This window comes from Streptomyces sp. SM11 (genome assembly GCF_002910905.1).
Classification (GTDB): Bacteria; Actinomycetota; Actinomycetes; order Streptomycetales; family Streptomycetaceae; genus Streptomyces.
On record NZ_NEUE01000072.1, the window covers coordinates 1 to 25679 of the forward strand.

General features: G+C 71.5%; 27 protein-coding genes and 4 pseudogenes. 21 read left to right on the forward strand and 10 right to left on the reverse strand.

Translation table 11 applies throughout. The annotated features are described in order from the left end of the window. Positions 1–377: amidohydrolase family protein (locus B9S58_RS04220; RefSeq protein WP_181009182.1), on the forward strand; the 377-nt coding region annotated here is incomplete at its 5' end. A gap of 89 nt (positions 378–466) precedes the next feature. On the opposite strand, the gene B9S58_RS04225 is transcribed toward B9S58_RS04220, so the two are convergent. The 3 genes from B9S58_RS04225 to B9S58_RS04235 form a co-directional block, all read right to left on the reverse strand. Beyond that, positions 467–1453 (reverse strand): heme A synthase, encoded by a 987-nt coding sequence (locus B9S58_RS04225; protein ID WP_103530790.1) that lies wholly within the window; start codon positions 1451–1453, stop codon positions 467–469. 77 nt (positions 1454–1530) lie between these two features. After that, positions 1531–2298, reverse strand: coding sequence for an ABC transporter permease (locus B9S58_RS04230; RefSeq protein ID WP_103530791.1), 768 nt, complete (start codon positions 2296–2298; stop codon positions 1531–1533). After that, positions 2295–3236 (reverse strand): ABC transporter ATP-binding protein, encoded by a 942-nt coding sequence (locus B9S58_RS04235; protein WP_103530792.1) that lies wholly within the window; start codon positions 3234–3236, stop codon positions 2295–2297. Before B9S58_RS04235 ends, B9S58_RS04230 begins: the two co-directional genes overlap by 4 nt. Before the next feature lie 136 nt (positions 3237–3372). Between B9S58_RS04235 and B9S58_RS04240 the strand changes: the two genes are divergently transcribed. The 9 genes from B9S58_RS04240 to B9S58_RS04280 all read left to right on the forward strand — a co-directional run bounded on the left by B9S58_RS04240 (position 3373) and on the right by B9S58_RS04280 (position 10445). Then, positions 3373–4116, forward strand: coding sequence for a metalloregulator ArsR/SmtB family transcription factor (locus B9S58_RS04240; protein ID WP_103530793.1), 744 nt, complete (start codon positions 3373–3375; stop codon positions 4114–4116). Next, complete coding sequence (gene sufB, locus B9S58_RS04245) at positions 4113–5534, forward strand: Fe-S cluster assembly protein SufB (protein ID WP_030593600.1); 1422 nt, start codon at positions 4113–4115, stop codon at positions 5532–5534. Before B9S58_RS04240 ends, sufB begins: the two co-directional genes overlap by 4 nt. A 99-nt stretch (positions 5535–5633) precedes the next feature. Further along, positions 5634–6815 (forward strand): Fe-S cluster assembly protein SufD, encoded by a 1182-nt coding sequence (gene sufD, locus B9S58_RS04250; RefSeq protein ID WP_103530794.1) that lies wholly within the window; start codon positions 5634–5636, stop codon positions 6813–6815. Continuing rightward, positions 6815–7132: a bifunctional 3-phenylpropionate/cinnamic acid dioxygenase ferredoxin subunit gene (locus tag B9S58_RS04255; protein ID WP_018555702.1), complete on the forward strand. Its 318-nt coding sequence runs from the start codon at positions 6815–6817 to the stop codon at positions 7130–7132. The genes sufD and B9S58_RS04255 overlap by 1 nt, the downstream gene beginning before the upstream one ends. Positions 7133–7139: 7 nt before the next feature. Beyond that, positions 7140–7931 carry a Fe-S cluster assembly ATPase SufC gene (sufC, locus tag B9S58_RS04260; protein ID WP_103530795.1) on the forward strand — a complete coding sequence of 264 codons (792 nt, stop codon included), beginning with the start codon at positions 7140–7142 and terminating at the stop codon, positions 7929–7931. Beyond that, on the forward strand, positions 7928–9196 hold the full coding sequence (locus B9S58_RS04265) for a cysteine desulfurase (protein ID WP_103530796.1): 1269 nt from the start codon (positions 7928–7930) through the stop codon (positions 9194–9196). The genes sufC and B9S58_RS04265 overlap by 4 nt, the downstream gene beginning before the upstream one ends. Before the next feature lie 10 nt (positions 9197–9206). Further along, positions 9207–9662 (forward strand): Fe-S cluster assembly sulfur transfer protein SufU, encoded by a 456-nt coding sequence (gene sufU, locus B9S58_RS04270; protein ID WP_103530797.1) that lies wholly within the window; start codon positions 9207–9209, stop codon positions 9660–9662. Next, positions 9659–9997, forward strand: a complete 339-nt coding sequence (locus B9S58_RS04275) for a metal-sulfur cluster assembly factor (RefSeq protein ID WP_003969897.1) — start codon at positions 9659–9661, stop codon at positions 9995–9997. The genes sufU and B9S58_RS04275 overlap by 4 nt, the downstream gene beginning before the upstream one ends. A gap of 82 nt (positions 9998–10079) precedes the next feature. Further along, positions 10080–10445 (forward strand): VOC family protein, encoded by a 366-nt coding sequence (locus tag B9S58_RS04280; RefSeq protein WP_103530798.1) that lies wholly within the window; start codon positions 10080–10082, stop codon positions 10443–10445. Between the two features lie 105 nt (positions 10446–10550). On the opposite strand, the gene B9S58_RS04285 is transcribed toward B9S58_RS04280, so the two are convergent. After that, positions 10551–11537, reverse strand: coding sequence for a hypothetical protein (locus tag B9S58_RS04285; RefSeq protein WP_103530799.1), 987 nt, complete (start codon positions 11535–11537; stop codon positions 10551–10553). Between the two features lie 288 nt (positions 11538–11825). On the opposite strand from B9S58_RS04285, the gene B9S58_RS04290 reads away from it, so the two are divergent. Both B9S58_RS04290 and B9S58_RS04295 read left to right on the forward strand, forming a co-directional pair. Further along, on the forward strand, positions 11826–12152 hold the full coding sequence (locus tag B9S58_RS04290) for a multidrug efflux SMR transporter (protein WP_097867846.1): 327 nt from the start codon (positions 11826–11828) through the stop codon (positions 12150–12152). After that, the gene (locus B9S58_RS04295; RefSeq protein WP_103530800.1) at positions 12152–12724 is read left to right on the forward strand and encodes a TetR/AcrR family transcriptional regulator; all 573 of its coding nucleotides are present in this window, start codon (positions 12152–12154) and stop codon (positions 12722–12724) included. Before B9S58_RS04290 ends, B9S58_RS04295 begins: the two co-directional genes overlap by 1 nt. Before the next feature lie 22 nt (positions 12725–12746). Here the strand turns inward: B9S58_RS04295 and B9S58_RS04300 are convergent, their stop codons facing one another. Continuing rightward, entirely contained in the window at positions 12747–13625 is an 879-nt protein-coding gene (locus B9S58_RS04300; RefSeq protein WP_103530801.1) for a winged helix-turn-helix transcriptional regulator, read from the reverse strand. A 159-nt stretch (positions 13626–13784) separates the two neighbouring features. Here B9S58_RS04300 and B9S58_RS04305 point away from each other — a divergent pair, with 159 nt between their 5' ends. Together B9S58_RS04305 and dapD are read left to right on the forward strand one after the other, a co-directional pair. Beyond that, complete coding sequence (locus B9S58_RS04305; protein ID WP_103530809.1) at positions 13785–15029, forward strand: MFS transporter; 1245 nt, start codon at positions 13785–13787, stop codon at positions 15027–15029. Positions 15030–15039: 10 nt separating this feature from the next. After that, the gene (dapD, locus tag B9S58_RS04310; RefSeq protein WP_103530810.1) at positions 15040–16038 is read left to right on the forward strand and encodes a 2,3,4,5-tetrahydropyridine-2,6-dicarboxylate N-succinyltransferase; all 999 of its coding nucleotides are present in this window, start codon (positions 15040–15042) and stop codon (positions 16036–16038) included. 15 nt (positions 16039–16053) lie between these two features. Here the strand turns inward: dapD and dapA are convergent, their stop codons facing one another. Beyond that, positions 16054–16935 carry a 4-hydroxy-tetrahydrodipicolinate synthase gene (gene dapA, locus B9S58_RS04315; RefSeq protein ID WP_103530802.1) on the reverse strand — a complete coding sequence of 294 codons (882 nt, stop codon included), beginning with the start codon at positions 16933–16935 and terminating at the stop codon, positions 16054–16056. Positions 16936–17099: 164 nt separating this feature from the next. Between dapA and B9S58_RS04320 the strand changes: the two genes are divergently transcribed. Beyond that, positions 17100–17759, forward strand: a complete 660-nt coding sequence (locus B9S58_RS04320) for a DUF4232 domain-containing protein (RefSeq protein WP_103530803.1) — start codon at positions 17100–17102, stop codon at positions 17757–17759. Positions 17760–17786: 27 nt separating this feature from the next. Here the strand turns inward: B9S58_RS04320 and B9S58_RS04325 are convergent, their stop codons facing one another. Further along, complete coding sequence (locus B9S58_RS04325) at positions 17787–18560, reverse strand: metallophosphoesterase (RefSeq protein WP_103530804.1); 774 nt, start codon at positions 18558–18560, stop codon at positions 17787–17789. Between the two features lie 171 nt (positions 18561–18731). Between B9S58_RS04325 and B9S58_RS04330 the strand changes: the two genes are divergently transcribed. The 4 genes and pseudogenes from B9S58_RS04330 to B9S58_RS38720 all read left to right on the forward strand — a co-directional run bounded on the left by B9S58_RS04330 (position 18732) and on the right by B9S58_RS38720 (position 22288). Next, positions 18732–19445, forward strand: a complete 714-nt coding sequence (locus B9S58_RS04330) for an antibiotic biosynthesis monooxygenase (RefSeq protein ID WP_103530805.1) — start codon at positions 18732–18734, stop codon at positions 19443–19445. Positions 19446–19568: 123 nt separating this feature from the next. Next, on the forward strand, positions 19569–21089 hold the full coding sequence (locus B9S58_RS04335; RefSeq protein WP_103530806.1) for a hypothetical protein: 1521 nt from the start codon (positions 19569–19571) through the stop codon (positions 21087–21089). Between the two features lie 664 nt (positions 21090–21753). Continuing rightward, positions 21754–21978, forward strand: a pseudogene (locus B9S58_RS04345) (TROVE domain-containing protein); the annotation flags it as partial. 85 nt (positions 21979–22063) lie between these two features. Beyond that, positions 22064–22288, forward strand: a complete 225-nt coding sequence (locus B9S58_RS38720; protein WP_032752687.1) for a hypothetical protein — start codon at positions 22064–22066, stop codon at positions 22286–22288. A 169-nt stretch (positions 22289–22457) separates the two neighbouring features. Here B9S58_RS38720 and B9S58_RS04350 read toward each other — a convergent pair whose 3' ends face one another. The 3 genes and pseudogenes from B9S58_RS04350 to B9S58_RS04360 form a co-directional block, all read right to left on the reverse strand. Beyond that, complete coding sequence (locus B9S58_RS04350; protein ID WP_103530807.1) at positions 22458–23681, reverse strand: TerD family protein; 1224 nt, start codon at positions 23679–23681, stop codon at positions 22458–22460. 99 nt (positions 23682–23780) lie between these two features. Continuing rightward, on the reverse strand, positions 23781–24002 hold the full coding sequence (locus B9S58_RS04355; protein WP_103530808.1) for a hypothetical protein: 222 nt from the start codon (positions 24000–24002) through the stop codon (positions 23781–23783). 105 nt (positions 24003–24107) lie between these two features. Then, a pseudogene (locus B9S58_RS04360) lies at positions 24108–24347 on the reverse strand (NAD-dependent epimerase/dehydratase family protein); the annotation flags it as partial. Between the two features lie 180 nt (positions 24348–24527). Here B9S58_RS04360 and B9S58_RS04365 point away from each other — a divergent pair. Then, positions 24528–24812 (forward strand): annotated as a pseudogene (locus tag B9S58_RS04365) (dihydrodipicolinate synthase family protein); the annotation flags it as partial. Further along, positions 24811–25663: pseudogene (locus tag B9S58_RS04370) on the forward strand (hypothetical protein); the annotation flags it as partial. The pseudogenes B9S58_RS04365 and B9S58_RS04370, both read left to right, overlap by 2 nt. Positions 25664–25679: the final 16 nt, after the last annotated feature.

Genomic DNA, 25679 nt, shown 5'->3' on the forward strand with positions numbered 1-25679 from the left:
CCGCCGCGACCGAGGGCCACGGCTGCGACCTCGTCCTCCTGCACGGCTACCCGTACCACCGGCAGACCGCCGCGCTGGCGGGCCGGTACCCGCACGTCTACGCCGACCTGGGGACCGTGCCGGCGCGGACCGGGGCGCGGGCGGCGGGCGTCCTGGCGGAGGTCCTGGAGCTCGCGCCGTTCGGCAAGCTGCTGTTCTCCAGCGGGGCGCAGGGGCTGCCGGAGCTGCACCTGGTGGGCGCGCGGCAGTTCCGCGAGGCGCTCGGGCGGGTGCTGGGCGGCTGGGTAGCGGACGGCGCCTGGACCCGGCAGGACGCGGCCCGGGTCGCCGCGATGATCGGGTCGGGCAACGCGCGCCGGGTGTACGGGCTGGAGTGAGGGCCGGGTGCGTACGGGAGGGGCCGGAGGTACGGTGAGGGGCGGCGGGCCACCGGCCCGCCGCCCCTCACCTGATGTGCGTACGTACGTCAGACGGCCGTCGCCGGGGCCGTCTCCGGCTGCTCCGCGGACGGGCCGGGCAGCGGGGCGGGTACGTCGTCGCCGCGCTCGCGCATGCTCAGTACGAGCCGGATCACGGCGATCCACATGATGGCCGAGCCGAACATGTGGACGCCTACCAGGATCTCGGGGACGTCGCTGAAGTACTGGACGTATCCGATCGCGCCCTGGGCGAGCAGCACGATCAGCAGGTCGCGGGCGCGGGCCCGGGTGTCCGCGGGGGCGTTGACCACCCGCAGGGCCAGCCACATCGCGATGGCCAGGGCGCAGACCACCCAGGCGGCGATGGCGTGCACATGGGCGGCGGCCGACCAGTCCCACGGCATGCGCGGTACGTCGCTGCTGTCGCCGGCGTGCTTGCCGGAACCGGTCACCGAGGTGCCCAGCACGATCAGGACCACCGTGGTCGCCAGGATCGCCCGGGCGAGGCGCCGCACCGGAAGCGGGGTCCGCGGACGCGGCGGGCCGTCGCCCTCGCCGATCCGCACCCAGGTGATCACGGTGACCGCGAGGAGCGCGTTGGCGAGCAGGAAGTGCCCGGCCACCGTCCACGGGTTGAGGCCCGCCCAGACCGTGATCCCGCCGAGCACGGCGTTGCCCAGCACGATCCAGAACTGCGACCAGGCCAGCCGGGTCACCTTGCGGCGGCGCGGCTTGACCGAGCTGACGCCGATGATCGCCCAGCCGACCGCGGCCGACAGCACATAGGTCAGCATCCGGTTGCCGAACTCGATCGCGCCGTGCAGCCCCTGTTCGGGCGTCGCGAACAGGCTGTCGTCGGTGCACTTGGGCCAGGTGTCGCAGCCGAGGCCCGAACCGGTGAGCCGGACGGCCCCGCCCGTGACGATGATGAAGACGCTCATCACGACGGCGGAGAGCGCGGCGCGCTTCACCACCTGGGTGGACGGCGTCCAGCGCTTGGCGATGAGGGAGATGGGGGTTTCCACGCGGACCATCGTAGGACGGGGCTTGTGCATGTTTTCACGAGGGGGTGGGTTCGTGCGGGCTTGCCCGGAGTGGTCCCCCGGCCGGCCTACTCCCAGCGGAAGAACTTCGCCGCCGCGCCGAGCCCCAGCACCGCCCACACCGCCAAAATCCCGGCCTCGGCCCACGGCATCGACGCACCGTGCTGCAGGACGTCCCGCAGGCCCTCGGAGAGCGCCGATACGGGCAGCAGCCCCAGCACCGACTGCACCGCGTCCGGGAACTTGTCCAGCGGCACGATGACCCCGCCGCCGACCAGCAGCAGCAGGAAGACCAGATTGGCGGCGGCGAGCGTCGCCTCCGCCTTCAGCGTCCCCGCCATCAGGAGCCCGAGCCCGGAGAACGCGGCGGTGCCCAGGACGAGGAGCAGCAGCACAGCGAGCGGATTCCCCTGCGGTGACCAGCCCAGCGCGAAGGCGATCGCCGTCAGCAGCACGATCTGGAGCACCTCGGTGACCAGCACCGACAGTGTCTTCGCGGTCATCAGGGCCCAGCGGGGCAGCGGGGAGGCCCCGAGCCGCTTGAGGACCCCGTAACGGCGTTCGAAGCCGGTGGCGATGGCCTGGCCGGTGAAGGCCGTGGACATCACGGCGAGCGCCAGGATGCCCGGGGCCAGGAAGTCGACCGCCGCGCCCGAGCCGGTGTCGACGATGTCGACCGCGCTGAACAGCACCAGCAGCAGCGTCGGGATGATCACCGTCAGCAGCAGCTGCTCGCCGTTGCGCAGCAGCATCCGGGTCTCCAGCGCGGTCTGCGCGGCGATCATCCGGGGGAGCGGGGCGGCGCCGGGGCGCGGGGTGTACGTACCGGCGCTCATGCGTGCGGCTCCTTGCCGGTCAGTTGCTTGCCGGTCAGTTCGAGGAAGACGTCCTCCAGGGTGTGCCGCTCCACCGAGATCCCCTCGGGCATCACGCCGCGCTGGGCGCACCAGGAGGTCACCGTGGCCAGCAGCTGAGGGTCGATGGTCCCGGTGATCCGGTACGTCCCCGGCAGCGGCTCGGCGGCCTCGGAGCCGTCGGGCAGCGCCTTGACGAGGGAGCCGAGATCGAGCCCGGTACGTCCGGTGAAGCGCAGGGTGTTCTCCGCGCCGCCCCGGCAGAGCCGCTCCGGGCTGCCCCGGGCGATGACCCGGCCCGCGTCGATGATCGCGACGTCGTCGGCGAGCGTCTCGGCCTCGTCCATGAAGTGGGTGGTCAGCACCACGGAGACGCCGTCGGCGCGCAGTTCGCGCACCAGGTCCCAGGTGGAGCGGCGGGCCTGCGGGTCGAGCCCGGCGGTCGGTTCGTCCAGGAAGACCAGCTCGGGCCGGCCGATGACCGCCATGGCCAGGGAGAGGCGCTGCTGCTGGCCGCCGGAGAGCCGCCGATAGGTGGTGCGGCCGCAGTCGCCGAGGCCGAGACGTTCGGTCAGGGCGTCCACGTCGAGGGGGTGGGCGTGCAGTTTCGCCATGTGGCGGAGCATCTCGTCGGCGCGTGCGCCGGAGTAGACGCCGCCGGACTGGAGCATCACCCCGATCCGCGGGCGCAGCCGCTCCGCGTCGGCGACCGGGTCGAGGCCGAGGACCCGTACGGTGCCCGCGTCGGGGCGGCGGTAGCCCTCGCAGGTCTCGATGGTGGTGGTCTTCCCGGCGCCGTTCGGGCCGAGGACGGCGGTCACCGCGCCGGTCGCGACCATCAGATCGAGGCCGTTCACCGCGGTGTTCGTGCCGTACCGCTTCACCAGGCCCTTGACCTGTACGACGGGCTCGTTCTCCATGGCGCGTAAGTCTAGGCAGGGTCCCGGAGCAGACGTCCGCCGGGGCCAGATTAGGTAACCCTAAGTGACGAACCGCACCGTAGATCATTCCGGACCGTGGTTGTCAGGGGCGAATGAATTACGCAACAATGGTGTTGTGAAATACGACGGACGGGCTCCTCAGGAGGAACTCGCGACCGGTGAGCGCTCGACGCGCAACCGGGTCGCGCGCTCCATCCTGGACCACGGCCCTTCCACCGCGGCGGATCTCGCCAAGCGCGTCGGCCTCACCCAGGCCGCTGTCCGCCGCCACCTGGACGCCCTCGTCTCCGACGATGTCGTCGAAGCCCGTGAACAGCGGGTCTACGGGGCGCGGACCCGCGGCAGGCCCGCCAAGGTGTTCGCCCTGACGGACTGTGGCCGGGACGCCTTCGACCAGTCCTACGACAAGCTGGCCGCCGACGCCCTGCGCTTCATCGCCGAGTCCGGGGGCGACGAGGCGGTCCTCGCCTTCGCCCGCGCCCGGATGGCCGCGACGGGCGAGGCGTACCGCGCCGCGGTCGAGGCCGCGGAGCCCGAAGGGCGCACCGAAGCCCTGGCCAAGGCCCTGTCGGCCGACGGGTACGCTGCTATGGCGCGAAGCGCGCCGGGCCCGCAGCAGGGCGAGCAGCTGTGCCAGCACCACTGCCCGGTGGCGCATGTCGCCGAGCAGTTCCCACAGCTGTGCGAGGCGGAGACGGAATTCTTCTCCAGCCTCCTCGGGACCCATGTGCAGCGTCTGGCCACCCTCGCCCACGGCGACGGTGTGTGCACGACGTACGTGCCACGCAGTGGCCATGCTCCACCCCCACAGACCACCCATTCAGTATCTGCAAGCACGGCCGGGAGGAACCCCGCATGACGCTCCCCACGGAGACTGCCCACCCTGAGCTCGAGGGTCTGGGTACGTACGAATTCGGCTGGGCCGACTCCGACGCGGCAGGCGCGGCGGCGAAGCGCGGTCTGTCCGAGGCTGTCGTCCGCGACATCTCGGACAAGAAGAACGAACCCGAGTGGATGCTGAAGCTGCGGCTCAAGGGCCTCAAGCTCTTCGGTAAGAAGCCCATGCCGAACTGGGGCTCCGACCTGTCGGGCATCGACTTCGACAACATCAAGTACTTCGTGCGGTCCACGGAGAAGCAGGCGGCCTCCTGGGAGGACCTGCCCGAGGACATCAAGAACACGTACGACAAGCTCGGCATCCCCGAGGCGGAGAAGCAGCGCCTCGTCGCCGGCGTCGCCGCGCAGTACGAGTCCGAGGTCGTCTACCACCAGATCAACGAGGAGCTGGAGGCGCAGGGTGTCATCTTCATGGACACCGACACCGCGCTGAAGGAGCACCCGGAGCTCTTCAAGGAGTACTTCGGCACCGTCATCCCCGTCGGTGACAACAAGTTCGCCTCGCTGAACTCGGCCGTGTGGTCCGGCGGCTCGTTCATCTACGTGCCCAAGGGCGTCCACGTGGACATCCCGCTCCAGGCCTACTTCCGTATCAACACGGAGAACATGGGCCAGTTCGAGCGGACGCTGATCATCGTCGACGAGGACGCCTACGTCCACTACGTCGAGGGTTGCACCGCCCCGATCTACTCCTCGGACTCGCTGCACAGCGCCGTGGTCGAGATCATCGTGAAGAAGGGCGGCCGCTGCCGCTACACGACCATCCAGAACTGGTCGAACAACGTCTACAACCTGGTCACCAAGCGGGCCGTGGCCTACGAGGGCGCGACCATGGAGTGGGTCGACGGCAACATCGGCTCCAAGGTGACCATGAAGTACCCGGCCGTCTACCTGATGGGCGAGCACGCCAAGGGTGAGACCCTGTCCATCGCCTTCGCGGGCGAGGGTCAGCACCAGGACGCCGGCGCCAAGATGGTCCACATGGCTCCGAACACCTCCTCCAACATCGTCTCCAAGTCGGTGGCGCGAGGCGGCGGCCGTACGTCCTACCGCGGACTGATCGAGATCGGCGAGGGCGCGCCCGGCGCGAAGTCCAACGTCCTCTGTGACGCCCTGCTCGTCGACACGATCTCCCGTTCGGACACCTACCCCTACGTCGACGTCCGCGAGGACGACGTGTCGATGGGCCACGAGGCGACCGTCTCCAAGGTCTCCGAGGACCAGCTCTTCTACCTCATGAGCCGCGGACTCACCGAGTTCGAGGCCATGGCGATGATCGTGCGCGGCTTCGTCGAGCCGATCGCCAAGGAGCTGCCCATGGAGTACGCCCTGGAGCTCAACCGGCTGATCGAGCTGCAGATGGAGGGTTCGGTCGGCTAGGTCCTCACCCGAGGACCACCGGGACGGCCCCTCGTGGCCGTCCCCGCCCCACCGAATCCCCCGAGTTCTTGACTGAAGAAAGCGAGCACTACGACAGCCATGGCTGAGGCTCAGAACACTCCGGCGGGCTCCACCACCGCCGGCTCCATCGCGGTGGCCGCCGAGTCGACCGTCGCCACCCGCATGAGCGCACCCCCGTCCTTCGACGTCGCGGACTTCCCGGTCCCCCACGGCCGTGAGGAGGAGTGGCGCTTCACACCGCTGGAGCGGCTGCGCGGGCTGCACGACGGCACCGCCGTCGCCAACGGCGGAGGCGTGAAGGTCGCCATCGAGGCGCCCGAGGGCGTCACGGTCGAGACCGTCGGCCGCGACGACTCCCGGCTCGGCAAGGCCGGCACCCCGGTGGACCGGGTCGCCGCCCAGGCGTACAGCTCCTTCGAGCAGGCCTCGGTCGTCACGGTCGCCAAGGAAGCCGTGCTCACCGAGCCGGTCCGGATCACCGTGCACGGCGAGGGCGGCGTCGCCTACGGCCACCAGCTCATCGAGCTCGGTGCCTTCGCCGAGGCCGTCGTCGTCATCGACCACACCGGTGACGCGGTGCTCGCCGCCAACGTCGACTACGTGCTCGGCGACGGCGCGAAGCTGACCGTCGTCTCCGTCCAGGACTGGGACGACACGGCCGTCCACGTCGGCCAGCACAACGCGCTGATCGGCCGGGACGCCTCTTTCAAGTCGATCGTCGTCACCTTCGGCGGCGACGTCGTGCGGCTGCACCCCCGGGTGGCGTACGCGGCCACCGGCGGTGAGGCGGAGCTCTTCGGCCTGTACTTCACCGACAAGGGCCAGCACCAGGAGCACCGCCTCCTGGTCGACCACAACACCCCGCACTGCAAGTCCAACGCGGTGTACAAGGGTGCCCTCCAGGGCGACGGCGCGCACGCCGTCTGGATCGGCGACGTCCTCATCCAGGCCGCGGCCGAGGGCACCGACACCTACGAGATGAACCGGAACCTCGTCCTCACCGACGGCGCCCGGGTCGACTCCGTGCCCAACCTGGAGATCGAGACCGGCGAGATCGTCGGCGCCGGCCACGCCTCGGCGACCGGCCGCTTCGACGACGAGCAGCTCTTCTACCTCCAGTCCCGCGGCATCCCGGCCGAGGAGGCCCGCCGCCTGGTCGTGCGCGGCTTCTTCGCCGAGCTGGTCCAGCAGATCGGCCTGCCGGACGTGGAAGCGCGTCTGCTCGACAAGATCGAGACCGAGCTGAAGGCGTCCGTCTGATGGCCTTCGTCAAAGCCTGTGCGCTGAGTGAGCTGGAGGACGACACCCCCAAGCGGGTGGAGCTCGACGGCACACCGGTCTCCGTCGTCCGCACCGAGGGCGAGGTGTTCGCGATCAATGACATCTGCTCGCACGCGAACGTCTCCCTCTCGGAGGGCGAGGTGGAGGACTGTTCGATCGAGTGCTGGCTGCACGGCTCGTCGTTCGACCTCCGTACCGGCAAGCCGTCCGGCCTTCCCGCGACGCGCCCCGTCCCCGTATACCCCGTAAAGATCGAAGGGGACGATGTGCTCGTCTCCGTCACCCAGGAGTCCTGAGTCACCCATGGCAACGCTTGAAATCCGCGACCTGCACGTCACCGTCGAGGCCGACAACGCCACGAAGGAAATCCTCAAGGGCGTCGACCTGACCGTGAAGCAGGGCGAGACCCACGCCATCATGGGCCCCAACGGGTCCGGCAAGTCCACCCTCGCGTACTCGCTGGCGGGTCACCCCAAGTACACGATCACCAGCGGCACGGTCACCCTGGACGGCGAGGACGTCCTGGAGATGTCCGTCGACGAGCGGGCCCGCGCCGGCCTGTTCCTCGCCATGCAGTACCCGGTCGAGATCCCCGGTGTCTCGGTCTCCAACTTCCTGCGCACCTCCGCCACCGCCATCCGCGGCGAGGCCCCCAAGCTGCGTACGTGGGTCAAGGAGGTCAAGGAGACGATGGCCGGGCTCCAGATGGACCCCGCCTTCGCCGAACGCAACGTCAACGAGGGCTTCTCCGGCGGTGAGAAGAAGCGCCACGAGATCCTTCAGCTGGAGCTCCTCAAGCCGAAGATCGCCGTCCTGGACGAGACCGACTCCGGCCTGGACGTCGACGCGCTCAAGACCGTCTCCGAGGGCGTCAACCGGGTCCGGGAGACCGGCGAGGTCGGCACCCTGCTGATCACGCACTACACCCGCATCCTGAAGTACATCAAGCCCGACTTCGTGCACGTCTTCGCCAACGGCCGTATCGCCGCCTCCGGTGGTGCCGAGCTGGCCGACCAGCTGGAGAACGAGGGCTACGAGGCATACACGAAGGGTGGCCCCGTGAGCGGAGGGAACTCAGGAGGTGCAGCCGCGTGACTGACGCCCGACAGGGGCTCACCGGCCTCCTCGACACCGAGGCGATCCGCAAGGACTTCCCGATCCTGGACCGCACGGTCCACGACGGCAAGAAGATCGTTTACCTGGACTCCGCGGCGACCTCGCAGAAGCCGCGTCAGGTCCTCGACGCGCTCAACGAGTACTACGAGCGGCACAACGCGAACGTGCACCGCGGCGTCTACACGATCGCCGAGGAGGCCACCGCGCTGTACGAGGGCGCCCGTGACAAGGTCGCGGCCTTCATCAACGCGCCGAGCCGCAACGAGGTGATCTTCACCAAGAACGCCTCGGAGTCGCTCAACCTCGTGGCGAACATGCTCGGCTGGGCGGACGAGCCCTATCGGGTGGACAGCGACACCGAGATCGTCACCACGGAGATGGAGCACCACTCCAACATCGTGCCGTGGCAGCTGCTCTCGCAGCGCACCGGCGCGAAGCTGAAGTGGTTCGGCATCACCGACGACGGCCGGCTCGACCTGTCGAACATCGACGAGATCATCACCGAGAAGACGAAGATCGTCTCCTTCACGCTGGTCTCCAACATCCTGGGCACCGTCAACCCGGTCGAGCAGATCATCCGCCGCGCCCAGCAGGTCGGCGCGCTGGTCTGCATCGACGCCTCGCAGGCGGCCCCGCACATGGTGCTCGACGTGCAGGCGCTCCAGGCCGACTTCGTGGCCTTCACCGGCCACAAGATGGTCGGCCCGACGGGCATCGGCGTGCTGTGGGGACGGCAGGAACTCCTGGAGGACCTGCCCCCGTTCCTCGGCGGCGGCGAGATGATCGAGACCGTGTCGATGCACTCGTCGACGTATGCTCCGGCGCCGCACAAGTTCGAGGCCGGTACGCCGCCGATCGCCCAGGCCGTCGGTCTCGGCGCGGCCGTGGACTACCTCTCGGCGATCGGCATGGAGAAGATCCACAACCACGAGAAGGCGATCACCGAGTATGCGGTGAAGCGCCTCCTGGACGTCCCGGACCTGCGGATCATCGGTCCGGCGACGGCCGAGGACCGCGGGGCGACGATCTCCTTCACGCTCGGCGACATCCACCCGCACGACGTGGGCCAGGTCCTCGACGAGCTGGGCATCGCCGTCCGGGTCGGCCACCACTGCGCGCGGCCGGTCTGCCTGCGGTACGGAATTCCCGCGACGACGCGAGCGTCGTTCTATCTGTACTCCACGCCCGCCGAGGTCGACGCCCTGGTGGACGGTCTGGAGCACGTCCGGAACTTCTTCGGCTGAGGGTTGACTGGTGAAGCTTGATTCGATGTACCAGGAAGTGATCCTGGACCACTACAAGCACCCCCACGGGCGCGGCCTGCGGGACGGTGACGCGGAGGTGCACCACGTCAATCCGACGTGCGGTGACGAGATCACACTCCGGGTGAAGTACGACGGCGAGACCATCGCCGACGTGAGCTACGAGGGCCAGGGCTGTTCCATCAGCCAGGCCAGCGCCTCCGTGCTGAACGAGCTGCTCGTCGGCAAGGAGCTGTCCCAGGCGCAGAAGATCCAGAGCGCCTTCCTGGAGCTGATGCAGTCCAAGGGGCAGCTGGAGCCGGACGACGCGATGGAGGAGGTGCTGGAGGACGCCGTCGCGTTCGCCGGCGTCTCCAAGTACCCCGCCCGGGTCAAGTGCGCGCTGCTGAGCTGGATGGCGTGGAAGGACGCGACGGCCAAGGCGCTGTCCGAAGGGAAGACCGCATGAGCGACAACGAGACCGCGACCATGAAGCCGGCCTCCGAGGAGGAGGTCCGCGAGGCGCTCTACGACGTCGTCGACCCCGAGCTGGGCATCGACGTCGTCAACCTGGGCCTGATCTACGGCATCCACGTCGACGACGCCAACATCGCCACCCTCGACATGACGCTGACGTCCGCGGCCTGCCCGCTGACCGATGTCATCGAGGACCAGGCGAAGTCCGCCACCGACGGCATCGTCAACGAGCTCCGGATCAACTGGGTCTGGATGCCGCCGTGGGGCCCGGACAAGATCACCGACGACGGACGCGAGCAGCTCCGCGCCCTGGGGTTCAACGTCTGACACGTCCTCGGGACGGTTCCGGCATCTGACACGTCCCCCGGGCAGTGGTGAACGGCCATGCCCGCCAGGCACACTGGCGGGCATGGCCGTATCCATGTACCACATCGCCGTCGACGCCCACGACCTGCCGCTGATGGCCCGCTTCTGGAGCGCGGTGCTGGACTGGCAGGTGCTCTTCGAGGACGAGGAGGAGATCGTCATCGGCGCCCACGAGACCGCGCTGCCGGGCATGTGCTTCCTCCCCGTGCCGGAGGGGAAGACCGTCAAGAACCGGCTGCACATCGACCTGACGCCCGACGACCGGGACGCCGAGGTCGAGCGGATCCTCGCGCTCGGCGCCCGGCGGGTGGACGTCGGGCAGGGGCCGGACGCCACCTTCGTGGTGATGGCCGATCCGGAGGGCAACGAGTTCTGCGTACTGCGCCCCAAGCGGACCCTGGCCGACTGAGACCCATCGGCGATGGGGGAGGCGGCGTCACGGGGCTGGCCCCGCTCCTTCTCCCACCTCTCAATTGCCGGTGGGTCTGAGACCGGCTGCCCGGCCCCTCGGCGCTTAGACGTGGGCGGGCGGCGGGCCGTACTGCTCGGGCAGCGTCTGCGCCGCCGCCTCGGCCAGGACCGGTCCCAGGTTCTCCGTGCGCATCCGGCGGTCGACGTACAGCAGGCCGACCACCAGTGGCGGGAAGATCGCCGTGAACAGCTGGGCGATCATCTGGCTGACGAACGACAGCAGGATCAGGCCGCCGAACAGGGCGATGAGCTCCCCGCCGCTCGGGTCGGCGCCCATGTCGGCGGGGTCGAACATGCCCGGGAGCATACCGACCATCTGGAACGGCATCTGGATCATGTAGCCGATCATGGACGCCATCGCGTAGGCGAGCAGTCCGACCCCGAAGACCCGCCACCAGCTGCCGCGCACCAGTTGGGCCGAGCGGCGCAGGGCCGCGACCGGGCGCTGGTTCTCGAAGACCACGACCGTCGGGGCCAGGGAGAACCGCACCCAGAGCCAGATCGCCACCGGGGTGACGAGCAGAGTGCCGAGGAACCCGAACCACATCAGCGGCAGGACGCCGTCCTCGTCGCCCAGCGAGACGGTGTAGACCATCAGCCCGGCGAAGGCGGTCATGAAGAGCGCCATCGGGATGACCGCGATCAGTCCGGTCAGGAACACCGTGCCGATGATGGACCAGACCCGCGACCACGCACGGCTCCAGACGGCGCCGAAGCGGATCGGGCGGCCCAGGACGGCTTCCTGGAGGACCACGGGTACCGCCGCCTGCACCACGGCGGACGCCAGCAGATAGACGATGACGCCGATGATCATCAGCACGCCGAACGCGACGCCCAGCGGGACCAGATCCGCCGCGTCCGGGGACCCCGGGGAGTCGGACGTCAGCTCGTCCCAGTGGGTCGCGACGGCGGCTCCGGCGGCCACCAGCGCGACGATCATCACGAGCGTCGCCGCGCCGAACAGCGTCAGAGCCATGCCGACCAGCGGTTTCCAGTACCGCCCGAGGGCCGAGAAGGCGCCGCTGAGCATGTCCGAGATCCTCAGCGGCGCCAGGGGTATGACCCCGGGCTTGGGCGGTGCGGCCCATCCGCCGTTCCAGCCGCCGCCCGGTCCCTGCGCGCCCCCGTGGAAGGGTCCCCCACCGTGAGGTGCGCCCCCGTACGGGCCACCGCCCCACCCTGCGTCCTGCGCCACTGCGTCTCCGTCGTGTCGTCGGCCCGTACTGGCGGGCCGTGCTGTCGGTCGGCACACCGTAGCGCCCCTGGCGTGGGCCGATGATATGTACGGTCGTACGCAACGTTGGGTACAGTCGTACACATGGGATACGCATACGGACTGCTGGCCGCCGCCATCGCGGCGGAGGTGGCCGGGACGACGGCCATGAAGTACAGCGAGGGCTTCACCCGGCTCTGGCCCTCGCTCGGCACCGCGGTGGGCTATCTCATCGCCTTCACCCTGCTCGCCCAGACCCTCAAGACGCTCTCCGTGGGCACCGCGTACGCCATCTGGGCCGGCGTCGGCACCGCGGCCGTCGCGCTCATCGGGATCCTGTTCCTGGGGGAGTCCAGCGGCCTGGTCAAGATCGCGGGCATCGCCCTGATCGTGGCCGGGGTCGTCGTCCTCAACCTGGGCGGGGCCCACTGATGGCCCGGCGGTACGACCCCGGGCGGCGCACGAGGATCATCGACGCGGCGCTGCGCGTGATCGCGGCCGACGGCATGGCCGGGCTCAGCCATCGCACCGTGGCCGCCGAGGCCGATGTGCCGCTCGGCTCGACCACGTACCACTTCGGCTCCCTCGACGAACTCCTGGTCGCCGCCCTGCGCCGGTGCAACGAGAACTTCGTCCAGGCCCTGCGCGGCAGCGAGGTCCTGGCCGTGCCGGGGGCCATATCCGCCGGGCCCGTCGCATCCGTCGGCCTCGCCGAGGAGCTGACCCGGCTGCTGGACCGGTGGTTCGCGGGCGAACGCGGGGCGATCGAGCTGGAGTACGAGCTGTACCTCGCGGCCCTGCGCCGCCCCGCGCTGCGCCCCGTCGCCGCGGAGTGGACCGAGGAGGCCGTCGAGCTGCTGTCCCGGCGCACGGACCCGGAGACCGCGCGGGCCCTCGTCGCGCTGATGGACGGGGTCTGCCTCCAGGTCCTGCTGGCCGGTGGCACGTTCGACGCGCGCTACACCCGCGAGATGCTGGGCCGGATCGTGGACGGCGGCGCCTGAGCCGGCACCGTGGGTGCCCCGCTCAGTCCACCGGGCGGCGGACCGCTTCCAGGGCCTCGCGCACGCTCGCCCCGATGTCCGTGACCGGGTACAGCACTTCGCGGATCGTCCGCTCCCGGTCCACCACCAGCGTCAGCCGCTTGAGCCTGCTCACGCCCGCCGCCCGGAACGTCGGCAGCCGCAGCGCCGCCGTCAGCGTCAGCTCCGCGTCCGAGAGCAACGGGAACCGCAGTCCTTCCTTCTCCGCGAACGCGCGCTGCTCGTCCGGGCGTTGCGCGGACACTCCGTGCACGGTCGCGCCCGCCGCCGTGAACTCGGCCAGCTGGTCGCGGTACGTGCACGATTCGAGGGTGCAGCCGCTCGCCCCCGGGATCCCCGCCCAGCCCGGCGGGTAGGCGTCGCGGCGGGCGTAGGCGCCGGGGAAGCAGTACAGGACGGTGTACGGGGTGCCGGCGACCGGGTCGCGCGGCTCTCCGTCGTCCCCCGTCAGCAGCAGCTCCGGCAGCCGTGTCCCCCGCAGTGCCCGCACCCGGGCCGCCTCCCGTGAGGCCTCCGCCGTCGTCGCCATCGTCTCCCCTTCCCCCAGTACCCAGGTGTCGCCCCAGTCCTGGAGCGCGATCAGCACGGGCAGCAGCGCCCGGCCGCGCGGGGTGAGGAGGTACTCGTACCGGACCGGGCGGTCCTGATACGGCTCCCGCGCCAGCACCCCCGCGTCCACCAGCAGCCGAAGCCGCTCGGTCAGCACCTTGCGCGAGACGCCCAGCTCCTGCTGGAGCGCGTCGAACCGGTGCACACCGCGCGCGGTGTCCCGCACGATCAGCAGCGTCCACCAGTCGCCCACGACATCGAGGGCCTGGGCGATCGAACAGTCGGCGTCGGCCAGGCTGGTGCGCTGAGGCATGGTCGTTCCTCCGGTTGTGGCCGCTGTCCGCCCCGCCCGCCCCGCCGGGGTCTTTCGGTTGACCCCGATGGAATCATGCTGCCATAGTCCGTTCCCATAGGGAACTCGCTGCGGGGCGCGCAGGGGTGACGGATGCGCGGAGGCATGGGGGTGGCGGGGATGGGCATGGTGCGCGGCGTACCGCGGACGGTACGGCTGCTGGCGCTCGGGGCGTTCCTCAACGCCGTCGTCAGTTTCACCTTCGTCTATCTCTTCGTGTACCTCGTCGGGCCGCGCGGTCTGACCGTCACCCAGGCCGGAGTGATCAGCGGCGTCGGCGGCATCGGCCTGGTCGCGGGGAACTTCACCGGCGGCTGGTTCGGCGACCGCTTCGGCCATCGCCGCGCCCTGCTGACCGGCGCCTGCGTCAGCGGGGCGGCGCTCGTCGTCCTGCCCGCCCTGCCGGTCGCCGCCCTGTACGCGGTGCTTCCGGTGGCCCAGTACGCGGCCGGCGTCGTCCGCGCCGCCAACGCGGCCCTCGTCGCGGTCTCCGTCCCCGAGGGCGGAAGCCGCCGCCAGAGCTTCGCCCTCACCCGGTTCGCCTCCAACGGGGGCTTCGCCGTCGGCCCACCGCTCGGCGCCCTGGTCGCCACCCGGTTCTCGTACGACTGGCTCTTCGTCGCCGACGGCATCGGCACCCTGCTCTTCGCCCTCTACGCCGCCCGGATCCTGCCCGCCCGCGGCAGCGCCCACTCCGCACCCGCCCACGACCCGGACGCCCCGGGCCTCTGGCGCGAACTGCGGGCCAGACCCGCCGTCCTGGTGCTGCTCGCCGCGATCGTCCTGGTCGACCTCGTCTACCGGCAGCAGTACTCGACCCTGCCGGTCTTCCTCGCCGACCACGGGCACTCCACCCAGCTCTACGGCTGGCTGCTCGCCATCAACGGCGGCGTCATCCTCTGCCTCGAACTGCCCGCCGCCCACGTCCTGCGCCGGCGCGCCCCGCTCGGCCTCGTCGGCGCCGGGCTCCTGCTCGTCGGGCTCGGCTACGCCGTCCTGATCCCCGGCGCGGGCGTGCTCTTCGCCGTCACCATGATGCTGTCGCTGACCCTCGGCGAGATCCTCTACAAGACCCCCGCCACCGCCTATGTCGCCGACCAGGCGCCCGGCCACGCCCAGGGCCGCTTCCAGAGCCTGTACGCCGGTGCCTCGATCAGCGGCCAGGTGCTCGCCCCGCCGCTGGGAGCCGCCCTCTACGCCGCCGCTCCCGCCCTGCTCTGGCCGCTCTGCGCCCTGCTCGCGGCGGGTGCGGGGGCCGCGGTGCTGGCGGCGCGACGGCTGCCCGGGCCGGGGGAGCGGGCACGGGTGGCGGGAAAGGGTCCCCACGTTGAGACCGGTTCGCCCGAGCGGGCCCCGGCCGGTTAGGTTGCTGTCCATGACCGACACGACTTCCCAGGTTTCTGCCCGCACCACCGGCGCCGTCGCCGCCGGCCTCGCCACCGTCGCCGGTGACGGCACCGTCCTCGACACCTGGTTCCCCGCCCCCGAGCTGACCTCGGACCCCGGCCCGGCCGGTACGACGCGCCTCGGCCCGGACGAGGCCGTCAACCGGCTCGGCGAGGGTGCCGCCAAGGCCATCGGCGTGGACGCCCGGCGCGGTGTCGAGATCGTCGCCGTGTCCACGGTCATCTCCTCGCTCGACGACAAGCCGCTCGACGCGCACGACGCCTACCTGCGCCTGCACCTGCTCTCGCACCGGCTCGTCCGGCCGCACGGCCAGAACCTCGACGGCCTCTTCGGGCTGCTCGCCAACGTCGCCTGGACCTCGCTCGGCCCGGTCGCCGTCGACGACCTGGAGCGGGTGCGGCTCAACGCCCGCGCCGAGGGCCTGCACCTCCAGGTCGCCTCGGTCGACAAGTTCCCGCGGATGACGGACTACGTCGCCCCCAAGGGCGTACGCATCGCCGACGCCGACCGGGTCCGGCTCGGCGCGCACCTCGCCGCCGGGACCACCGTCATGCACGAGGGCTTCGTCAACTTCAACGCGGGCACGCTCGGCACCTCCATGGTCGAGGGCCGGATCTCCGCGGGCGTCGTCGTCGGCGACGGCTCCGACATCGGCGGCGGCGCCTCCACCATGGGCACCCTCTCCGGCGGCGGCAACGTCCGCATCGTCATCGGTGAGCGCTGCCTGGTCGGCGCGGAGGCCGGCGTCGGGATCGCGCTCGGCGACGAGTGCGTCGTGGAGGCCGGTCTGTACGTCACCGCCGGCACCCGCGTCACGCTGCCGGACGGCCAGGTCGTCAAGGCCCGCGAGCTGTCCGGCGCCTCCAACATCCTCTTCCGCCGCAACTCGGTCACCGGCGCCGTCGAGGCCCGCCCGAACAACGCGGTGTGGGGCGGGCTCAACGACGTCCTGCACGCCCACAACTAGTCACACGGCAAGGCCTCAGGCCGCGAGGAGTTCCTCGTACGCCGTACGCAGCCCGTCGGTCGCCCCGCGCCCGGCGGGCTGCAGCGGTTCCCGGACCGGCCCCGCGTCCAGGAGCGCCTTCACGGTGACGGTTCCCGGGAGGCCGCTCGCCATCATCAGTTCGGTGAGGTGCACCGTGAGCCCGTTGAGCCGGGCCGCCTCGTCGGTACGGCCCGCGTCGAAGGCGTCCAGCGGCGCCCGCATCCGACGCGGAGCCACGTTCGCGACCGTACTGACATAGCCCGCGCCGCCCACCGCGTACAGCGGCAGGTTCATCTCCTCGCAGCCCGAGTAGTACGCCAGCGAGGTGCGGGCCATCACCTTCGTCGAGCCGAGCAGGTCGTAGGAGCAGTCCTTCACCGCCACCACACGCGGGTGCTCCGCCAGCCGCAGCAGGGTCTCCGGCTCGATCCGGGTGCCGGTGCGGCCGGGGATGTCGTACAGCATCAGCGGCAGGCCGGTGGAGTCCGCGAGCCGCAGGAAGTACGCCTCGACGGCGGCCTGTGGCGGGCGGCTGTAGTACGGGCTCACCACCAGCAGCCCGTCCGCGCCCGCCTCCTCGGCCTCCCGCGCCAGGCGCAGGGTGTGCGCGGTGTCCGGGCCCCCGACACCGGAGAGCAGCGGTACCCCGTCGCCGACCTCCGCCCGGACGGCCCGCAGCAGAGCGGACTTCTCGGTGTCCGTCGTGGTGGGGGACTCGCCCGTGGTGCCGCTGAGGACGATCCCGTCGCAGCCCTCCGCCACCAGGCGTGCGGCGTGCGCGCGGGCGGCGTCCGGGTCCAGGGCCCCGGAGGCGGTGAAGGGCGTGATCATGGCGCAGAGCGTGCGGCCGAAGGGGCGCGGTGCGGTGGCGGTCATGCCCGAAGTGTCGGTTCCCGGAACCATGCAGGTCCACTTAGATCTTCTTGGGGTGACCGGCAAGGGATGCTGAAGAGTCCGGCGGAGCGGCGGCCGCTTCTGACATGATCGAATGTGCGGACGGCAGGTCGCGGCGACGGTCCGCGCGGCGAGGGGCGGGGGACATGGGTGTGTGCGTACGGCTACGGGGGCGGGCCTCGGTCGTCCTGTCGGTGGCCACGCTGACGGCGCTGACCGGCTGCTCCGGCTTCCTCGTCCCGGCCGGCGAGGGCGAAGAACCGGACCCCGCCCCGTCCGCCTCCGCGCCCCACTCCGGCATCGTCCGCGCCGAAACACTGCCCGCGACCCCCGCGCCGGGAGCGGACGCGCCCGCGCAGCCCGGACCGACCTCCGCCCCGCCCGGGAAGTGCCCCGCATCCGGGGCCGTGGTGACCATGGGGGAGGTGCTGGCCGTGATGATGAGCCGTGCGGTCGTCCTGACCCTGACCAACTGCGGCTCGAAGCCCTACCGGGTCGACGGCTACCCCTCGGTCCAGGCGCTCGGCGAGGACGGCGAGCGCCTCCCTGTGAAGGTCAACCCGGCCGGCTCGCAGTTCGGCCGCGACCAGGGCCCCGAGGCGATCGCCCTGAAGCCGGGCGCCACCGTGCGGTCGATGCTCGCCTGGGTCTCCACCCAGGAGGGCGGCGAGCTCGTCATGGCCGACGCCCTGGAGCTGGCCGCCGCCCCCGACGCCGGGGCGCGGGTCTACCCACTGGAGGGCCACGACCTCCGGTACATGGACGAGCTGAACATCACGGCCTGGCGGGCGGAGCTGCCCGAGTGACCACCCGGGCGGGGCCGGCCCGGACCATCAGCCGTCGCCCACCGGCACGGTGTGGGTGACCCAGGCCGCGCCCGGCGGAGCCCCGGGCAGCACGTGCAGCAGAAAGGCCGCCGGCTCGTCGGGGTAGCCGGGCACACCCTCCCGCAGCACCAGTCCGCTCTGCCGGTACGTACTCGGCGCGACGGCCACCGTGCTGCCCGCGAACGAAGCCGTGACCGGGCGGTGCGCATGGCCCGCCAGCACCCGGACGACCCGAGGGTGCGCGGCGACCACCTCGGCCAGCGCGGGCCCGTCCGCCAGACCCATCGCGTCCAGGAACGGAATGCCGACCGGAACCGGAGGGTGGTGCAGGCAGACGAGGGCAGGAACGCCGGGGCGCCGGGCGAGGACCCGGTCCAGCCGGGACAGTTGCCCGGAGCCCAGTCGCCCGCCGGGCGCACCGGCCACCCGCGAGTCCAGGACCACGGCCGTGAGGGCCGGGTGCTCCACCACGTACGACGTCAGCGTCCCCCCGCCCAGGAAACGCGTCCCGCCGAACACGCCCACGAGCGCCTGCGGCGCATCGTGATTCCCCGTCACCAGATGCAGCGGCAGCGGGAACGTGTCGACCTCCTCGCGCAGCGCCGCGTACTCGCCCGGCTCCCCGCGCTCGGTGAGATCACCGGTGATCACGGCACAGGCCGGGAGCGGGTCCAGGGCGAGCACCCGGCGCAGGGCTGCCCGCAACCCCGCCGCCGGGGCCGCCGCCCCGGGGCCCGTGGTGAGGTGAGGGTCGCTCAGGTGTGCCACGGAGAGAGTCATGTTCCCCAGCCTTCCCCGGCTCCCTCCGGCCGCACCCGCGCCCGCTCACGCCGTGGGCGAACCGGGTGGCCGGGGCGTCGACGGGAGGGCCCTTTACCTCAACCGGACTTGAGGTGCAACGGTGGTGACCACGACGCACCGACCGGCGCGCGTGAGAGGGGAAACACCGCCATGACCACGCACTTCACCGACCGCCCCGACCCGGCCCGCAGCGATGCCGCGTTCGCCAAGGCCAGCACCTGGGACGTCGGTACACCGGAACGGCAGCGAGAGGCCGTCGACGCCATCCGGAAGGCCTGGGGGAGCCGGGAATGGCCGCACCCCGGGCTGCTCTCCTACAGCGTCTGCACGGGGGAGGACGGCGCGACCCTGCTCCACTACTCCCAGTGGACCGGCGAACAGGCCTACCAGGACTTCGTACGGGAGAACCGTGACGCCCGCAACGCCGAGATCGACGCAGCCGTCCCCGGCATCGAACGCATCGCACTGCACACGTACGAGTTCTACCGCTCCGGGCTCCGGGCCGCGGGCGACACCAGCCGGCCCGGCTGCGTCGTCATCGTCGACGTCGAGTTCGACGGGCCCGATCCGGCCCGGCAACGCGACTGGGTGGACGCCGTGTTCGAGGCGCTCGGCAACGACGTCGACATGCCCGAGGGCGGCATCGCCGCGCACTTCCATGTCGGCACCGACGGCACCCGGGTCCTCAACTACGCCGAGTGGGAGAGCGCCGAACACCACATCGCGGCGCTCGCCGAGCCCGGAGACGGCGTCGGGTCCCCGTCCCCGCTCTGGGAACGCGTCCAGAAGTACCCGGGCATGACCGGGGGCGGCGTGAACCGGTACACCCCCGCGCTCAGCATGGAGCCGGGTGCGGGCGGATAGCGGCGCGGCGGGCCGCATGTGGTGAAGCGGCGGGCGGCATGCGGCGCATTGCGTCTAGGCTTGGGCGGCTGAACCGCGTACGCACTCCGTATGCCCCCGAGCACGCACCGAGGAGAACCCCCGATGTCCGCAGAGCGCCCTTCCCTGCCGCCGGTGCGGCTGAACTCCGAGGCCGAACTGGCACGGGACGCGCTCGCCGCTCCGCTGTTCGTCCGCGCCGTCAGGCTCGCCCGCTGGGCCGGACCCGACACCCGGGTCGGCGCGGGCGGCGAACTCGTCGAGGCGCAGCTGCCCGCGGCCGCCGAGCACCTCGCCCTCCCGGCCGACGAGGACGGCGCCGCGTACGCCAGCGAGGCCTGGCGGCTCGCCGTGGACACCGGCCTCCTCGACGTCACCGACCCCGAGGAGGACGGCCGGGGCCCGGAGGGCGAGGGTGACGGGGGTACGGACGGCGAGGGTGCGGACGGCGGGGCCGAGGGCACCGTCACCGCGGGCGAGAACCTGGCGCTGCTCACCGGCGGCTCCCCGCAGGACGTCCTGGCCATCTGGCTCGACGGCCTGGACGCCGTGCACGCCGACGCCACCGCGCCCGTCCTGGACGACTTCGCGGACCTCGTCGGCGAGGACGGCTCGATCGACTTCGACGCCCTGGACTGGGACCCGGAGGCCGAGGCCGAGTTCCTCGACGGCGTCCTGGGCAACCTCTACCTGCTCACGCTCGCGGACAACGGCGCGGGGGAAGGGCCGGTCCCGCTGCCCGCCCTCGCCGCGTCGATGATCGTCCCCGACGACATGGGCGAGCCCACCGACGACATCCTGGAGCAGGTGTCGGAGGCGATGATGCGCCTCGACGACCAGTTCCGGCTCCTCGAACCCATGGGGATCGTCGAATACCGGCCGGTCGACGAGGCGTTGCTGGTCGAGGAGGGCGAAACCGCGGACGCCTCCGCCGCCGGGGCCGACGACGAGGACGTCACCCGGTACGGCATGGTCAAGCTCACCCCCCTCGGCCTGTACGGCATCCGGGCCCGGATGCTGGAGGCCGGGGTGGACGCCCCCGCCGTCGGCGACCTCGCGGGCAAGGGCGCCGACGTCCTCCTCGACGGCATCGCCCACTACCCGGAGTCCGCCGCCCGTGCCGAGGTCAAACTCTGGCTCGCGGGGTACGGCGCCGAGGGCGCGGTGTCGGCGGCCGCCGAGCTGCTGGCCGCCGCGCGCGGCACGGACGAGGGTGCGCCGCTGCGCCGCCTCCACTGCCAGCAGGCTCTCGCCGTGGCCGGCCCCGAGGCGGAGCCCGCCGTACGCGCGGTGCTCGGCGACCCGGAACTCGGCGGTCTGGCCCGCGTCTGGCTCGCGGAGCGCGGCGCGGCCGATGTGCCCGCCCCGCCGGATGACATGATCTTCTGGCTGGCCATCGACACCATCGCCGCCCAACTGGACGCGGACGGCGAGCTGGACGAGCTCCAGGGCCTCATCGAGGGGCTCTCCGCCCAGCACAGCGGCTTCTTCGACGAGGTCTGGCGCGTCGACCACCCGGCCACCGCCGATGTGCTGGAGGCCATGGGCCGGCTGCACAGCGACAGGAAGGCCGCCAAGGACGCCCGCAAGGCGGCGTTCAAGGCCCGCTCGCGCGCGGGAGGTTGAGAGGACCGGCCCCGGGCGGTGCTCAGGTGGGGAGCGCTGCCCCTTGCGAAGTAGATGTCGGCGGTTCGAAACCGTCTGCGCCCATCTGCGCGAAGACCTCCAGTCGATCATGACTGGGGGCCTCCGGCATCAATTCCCGCCGGTGAGTAGTTGGTTGGCGATGGCGATGGCAAGTGGCTGATGGGCTGTAAGTGGCGGGCCTTGCGCTTCCAGCATGCGCAAGGGCGCGATCAGTCGAGACGGTGTCTTCAGAGCTCTGACGGAGTATGACGAGCTGGGTCGGGACGGGTTTCTGTCCATGTACGGGTACAAGTCGGCAGCTGGGTAGCTGCTCCTGCACGAGGAACGAACCAACGTCCGATCAAGGTCGGGCGCTGAGGCCGGACGAGCTGATCGGCGGAAGGCCTCCCGCCGCCAGGTGGCCGGCCCGGCTCGGCTTCACGATTCGTTCGTCCCGAAGCCCCGCCCGGACTCGTGACGAGATCGTCCTTGCTCGCGACCTGGCCATGGCCAACGGTTGGAAGCGCCTGGAATTCGACGTGTGCTTGTACGCCCGTATCGCCGTCGTGCAAGCCCGGACGTGTCCGGGGGCTGATCCCGTCACGTGGGCTGCCGGCGAGCTCACGTCGCCCGGTGCGCGGCACTGCCGGGGCCACGGCTGGGTGTGCTCGTCGTCACCGACGAGCAGGCCGCGTACACACGCCGTGGCGACGCGACCCGGAGCGTTCCGGACACGGTGCCCGTCTACACCTGGAATCTGGCCGGATACCGGCTCGGCCACGCCCCGTCCGGCGATGGGAATCGCCACACGTTCGGGGGTCTTTCCGACGCGGCGTTCCGCATGGTTCCGCTGCTGGAGGCGGGAGGAAGCGCTGACTGGCCGTGGTGAGCGCTGATTACGAATCCGGCACTTCTGGGGCCCCGGGCACCGACGGGCATGGCGTCGGGCCTTCGCAGGGCGCATACTCGACTTAATGAAACAGTCAGCCCGGCGTCACCTGCCTTCCAGTCCCTTCAACCGTCCGGCTCAGGAGGCCCCACCGGTCGAATGCTTCGATGTGGGCGACAGGGTGTCGCACGACCAGTTCGGGCTCGGCAGGATTCTTGCTGTCGAGGGCGACAACGACGCGGTCCTCATCGACTTCTCGGGGCGTCAGGGAAGGATCCTGAGCCCGTACTCCAAGTTGACCAAGCTCTGAGACGCGAGACGAGCACGAGCAGCGTCCGTCTTCTCCGGATCCGGGGCGCCTGAATCACTTCAGGTGCCCCGGACTCCGTCTCGGCCCTCTCCCCCTCCCGGGCTCCGGCCCTCCGGGCGGGGCCCACGGGCGGCTACGCTCCGGCCCTCCGGACGGGGCCCACCGGCGGCTACAGGGACTTGGCGGCGGGCTTCACCATGCCCCGCACGGTGCGCGACTTCACGAACTCGCCCATCGCGGTCATCTCCCACTCGCCGGTGAACTGCTTGATGAGCTTGGCCATCATCACGCCGGTCTGCGGCTCTGCGCCGGTGAGGTCGAAGCGGACCAGCTCCTCGCCGGACGCGTCGTCGATCAGCCGGCAGTAGGCCTTGGCGACCTCGTTGAACTTCTGGCCGGTGAACGAGTTCACCGTGAAGACCAGGCCCGTCGCCTCGGCGGGGATCCGGCCCAGGTCCACGACGATCGTCTCGTCGTCGCCCGCGCCCTCACCGGTGAGGTTGTCGCCGGAGTGCTTGATCGCCCCGTTCAGGATGGTCAGCTTGCCGAAGTAGCAGCTGTCCAGGTGGTTGCGGTTGGGTCCGTAGGCGATCACCGACGCGTCCAGGTCGATGTCCTTGCCGCGGAACGCGGGTTCCCAGCCCAGGCCCATCCGGACCCGGGAGAGCAGCGGGGCGCCGCCCTTGACGAGGGACACGGTCTGGTTCTTCTGGAGGTTGACCCGGCCCTTGTCCAGGTTGATCTTCCCGGCGCCCGCGGGCGCGGCGGGGGCCGCCGGGGGAGCGGGCGGGGCGGCAGGCACGGGCGGGGCGATCCGCGGGTCGACGGGGGCGGCGACCGGCGGTGCCACCGGGGCGGGGGTGGCCGGCACCGGGGTGGCCGGGGCCGCGGGCTCCTCGACCGAGACGCCGAAGTCCGTGGCGATCCCGGCCAGCCCGTTGGCGTAACCCTGGCCGACGGCGCGGGCCTTCCAGACCCCGTTGCGCCGGTAGACCTCGATGACCACGAGCGCCGTTTCCGCGCCCAGCTGCGGCGGGGTGAAGGTGGCGAGCGCACTGCCGTCGTCCGCGTTGCGCACGGTGGCGGTGGGCTCGATGCCCTGGAAGGTCTGGCCGGCGGCGTCCGGGCTCGCGGTGACGACGATCTTCTCGATGCCCGGCGGGACGGCCGCGGTGTCCACCACGATCGCGTCGGGTGCGGAGCCGCCGCCGGAGCGGTAGGTCACACCGGGGCCCGAGGGCTGGTTGTAGAAGATGAAGTCGTCGTCGGAGCGCACCTTGCCGTCGGCGGTGAGCAGCAGGCCCGAGACGTCGAGCCGCACCGGGGCGGCGACGTCCACCGCCACGCGGGCGGCGGAGAGAGGGATGTTCGAGCCGGGGGTCATAGCGGTCATGATCGGGGTAACGAACGACCCGGCTTTGCCGTTCCCTTACCTTCGGGGCCTTCAGCCAGACGTTTTTCGGCCGCCCGGACCGCGGCGGCCGAAGTGCCCTCAGCGGCGGTTGCGCGGGTGGTTGCGGGCGGTGCGCTCATTGCCGTGCTTGTACGCGCCGGTCCAGCGCGCCATCACCAATTGGGTGTCGCCCGACGCCACCTCGGCCAGGAACTTCTCCGCACGGCCGCCGCGCAGGGTGCCCGCGGGGCGGCCGTGGTGGGTGATGGTGACGCTCTGGTCGCCGTGCTGTTCGTACTGGAATCCGGAAGGTCTCGGCATGCTCGTATCCTGCCCGCCGGGCCGCACCCGCGTAGCCCGGATTTCCGCCGCCCGGCCCCCGCGGCCCCTTCCGGGCGGCTCGGTGTGGCTCGGCGCGGGTCAGTGCGTGGACTCCAGCGAGATGCCCGCGAGGTGGATGACCGCGTCCACCCCGCGCACGGCCTCGCGCAGTGCCTCCCGGTCGTTCAGGTCGGCGACGACGGCCTCCGGTTCGCCCTCGATCGGGACCAGGTCGAGCAGTCGCAGGTCGTAGCCGTACGCGGGCAGCAGTCCCCGCATCAGGGTGCCGAGGCCGCCCGCGGCGCCGGTGAGCAGGACGGTGCGGGGGAGCGGGCATACGGAGATCTCCTCGGGGCGATGCGCAAGGCGTGCTGTGTGTAATCCTGGCTAGGATTCACATGCGTGGACAAGTTAGAGAGGGGGCGGGTGCGTCAAGGGGGCACGTCCGCCTTGACTCCCCATGGGGGCTGCCTTAGCGTTGCGTGTTCAGAAATATGGACATCGATCAGATTTGTGCACGCCTGAATCTGCTCAGGGAGCGCCCGTGGCCTCAGCCCCCTTGCCGCCCGGCTCAGCGAAGTCGCCGGGCCGCTCTTCTTCCCCGTGACCGCGTTCGGGCCGGACGACGCTGTCGACCTCGACGTCTTCCGGGCCCACGTGCGGGCCGGGATCGACACCGGAGCCGCCGCGGTCTTCGCCTGCTGCGGCACGGGCGAGTTCCACGCGCTGACCCCCGAGGAGTTCCGCCTCGCGGTCGCCGCCGCCGTCGAGGAGACGGCCGGGCGCGTCCCCGTCGTCGCGGGAGCCGGCGCACAGCTCGCGACTCGGCGCGGAACACCCGGACACCTCGGTGGTCAACGCCTACGGGGACCGCTATCCCTGGGCCCCCTGCATCGCCCGCCCCGCCGTGCGCGCGTACCTCGTGGACCTCGCGGCGGAGGCCGCCGCCCGGCCCGGAACGCGCGGGACGGAACTGGAGTCCTGCGGCTGGTACGGCTTCGCCCATCCGCACGCCCACGACAAGGTCGCCGGCGTGGGCCTCGGTGAGGCGGCGCAGTACCTGATGTCGCTGTGCTTCTGTACTGAATGCCGCGAGGGGTACAGGGAGGCGGGCGCCGACCCCGGCGAACTGTCCGCCGCGGTCCGCCGCGCCCTGGAGCCGGCCTGGTCCGGCCCGGCTCCCCGGAGTCGGGCCGGGACGGCATCGAGAAGCTGCTCGGGCCCGAACGCGCGGATGCCACTCTGCGATGGCGCGGCCGGGTCGCCCGCGCGTTCCAGAAGCGGCCGTCGCCGCCGCCGGGGCCGCGGCCCCGCCCGGCTTCCAGGTGCTGCTGCACGCCGACCCCGTCCCGTACCGCACGGGGGCCAACGTCGGCGTCGAGGTCGACCACATCCTCGCCGTGGCCGACGGCGTGGTGCTGCCCTGCACCGGGCCGGACGGCGTCAGGGAAGCGGTCCTCGGGCCGTTCACCGGCCGGGGCGGTGTGCGCGCAGCCAACTTCGGGATCGTCACCGGGATGGGCGGAAGCCCCCGCACCCTGGAGCGCGACGCGGCCCACGCCGCCTCGCTCGGCGCGGACCAACTGCGCCTGTACCACGCGGGACTCGCCTCGGGCCCGGACCTGGAGGCGGTCGCCGCCGCGCTCTCACGCCTGGGGTGAGGCGGGGGCGTCCCGG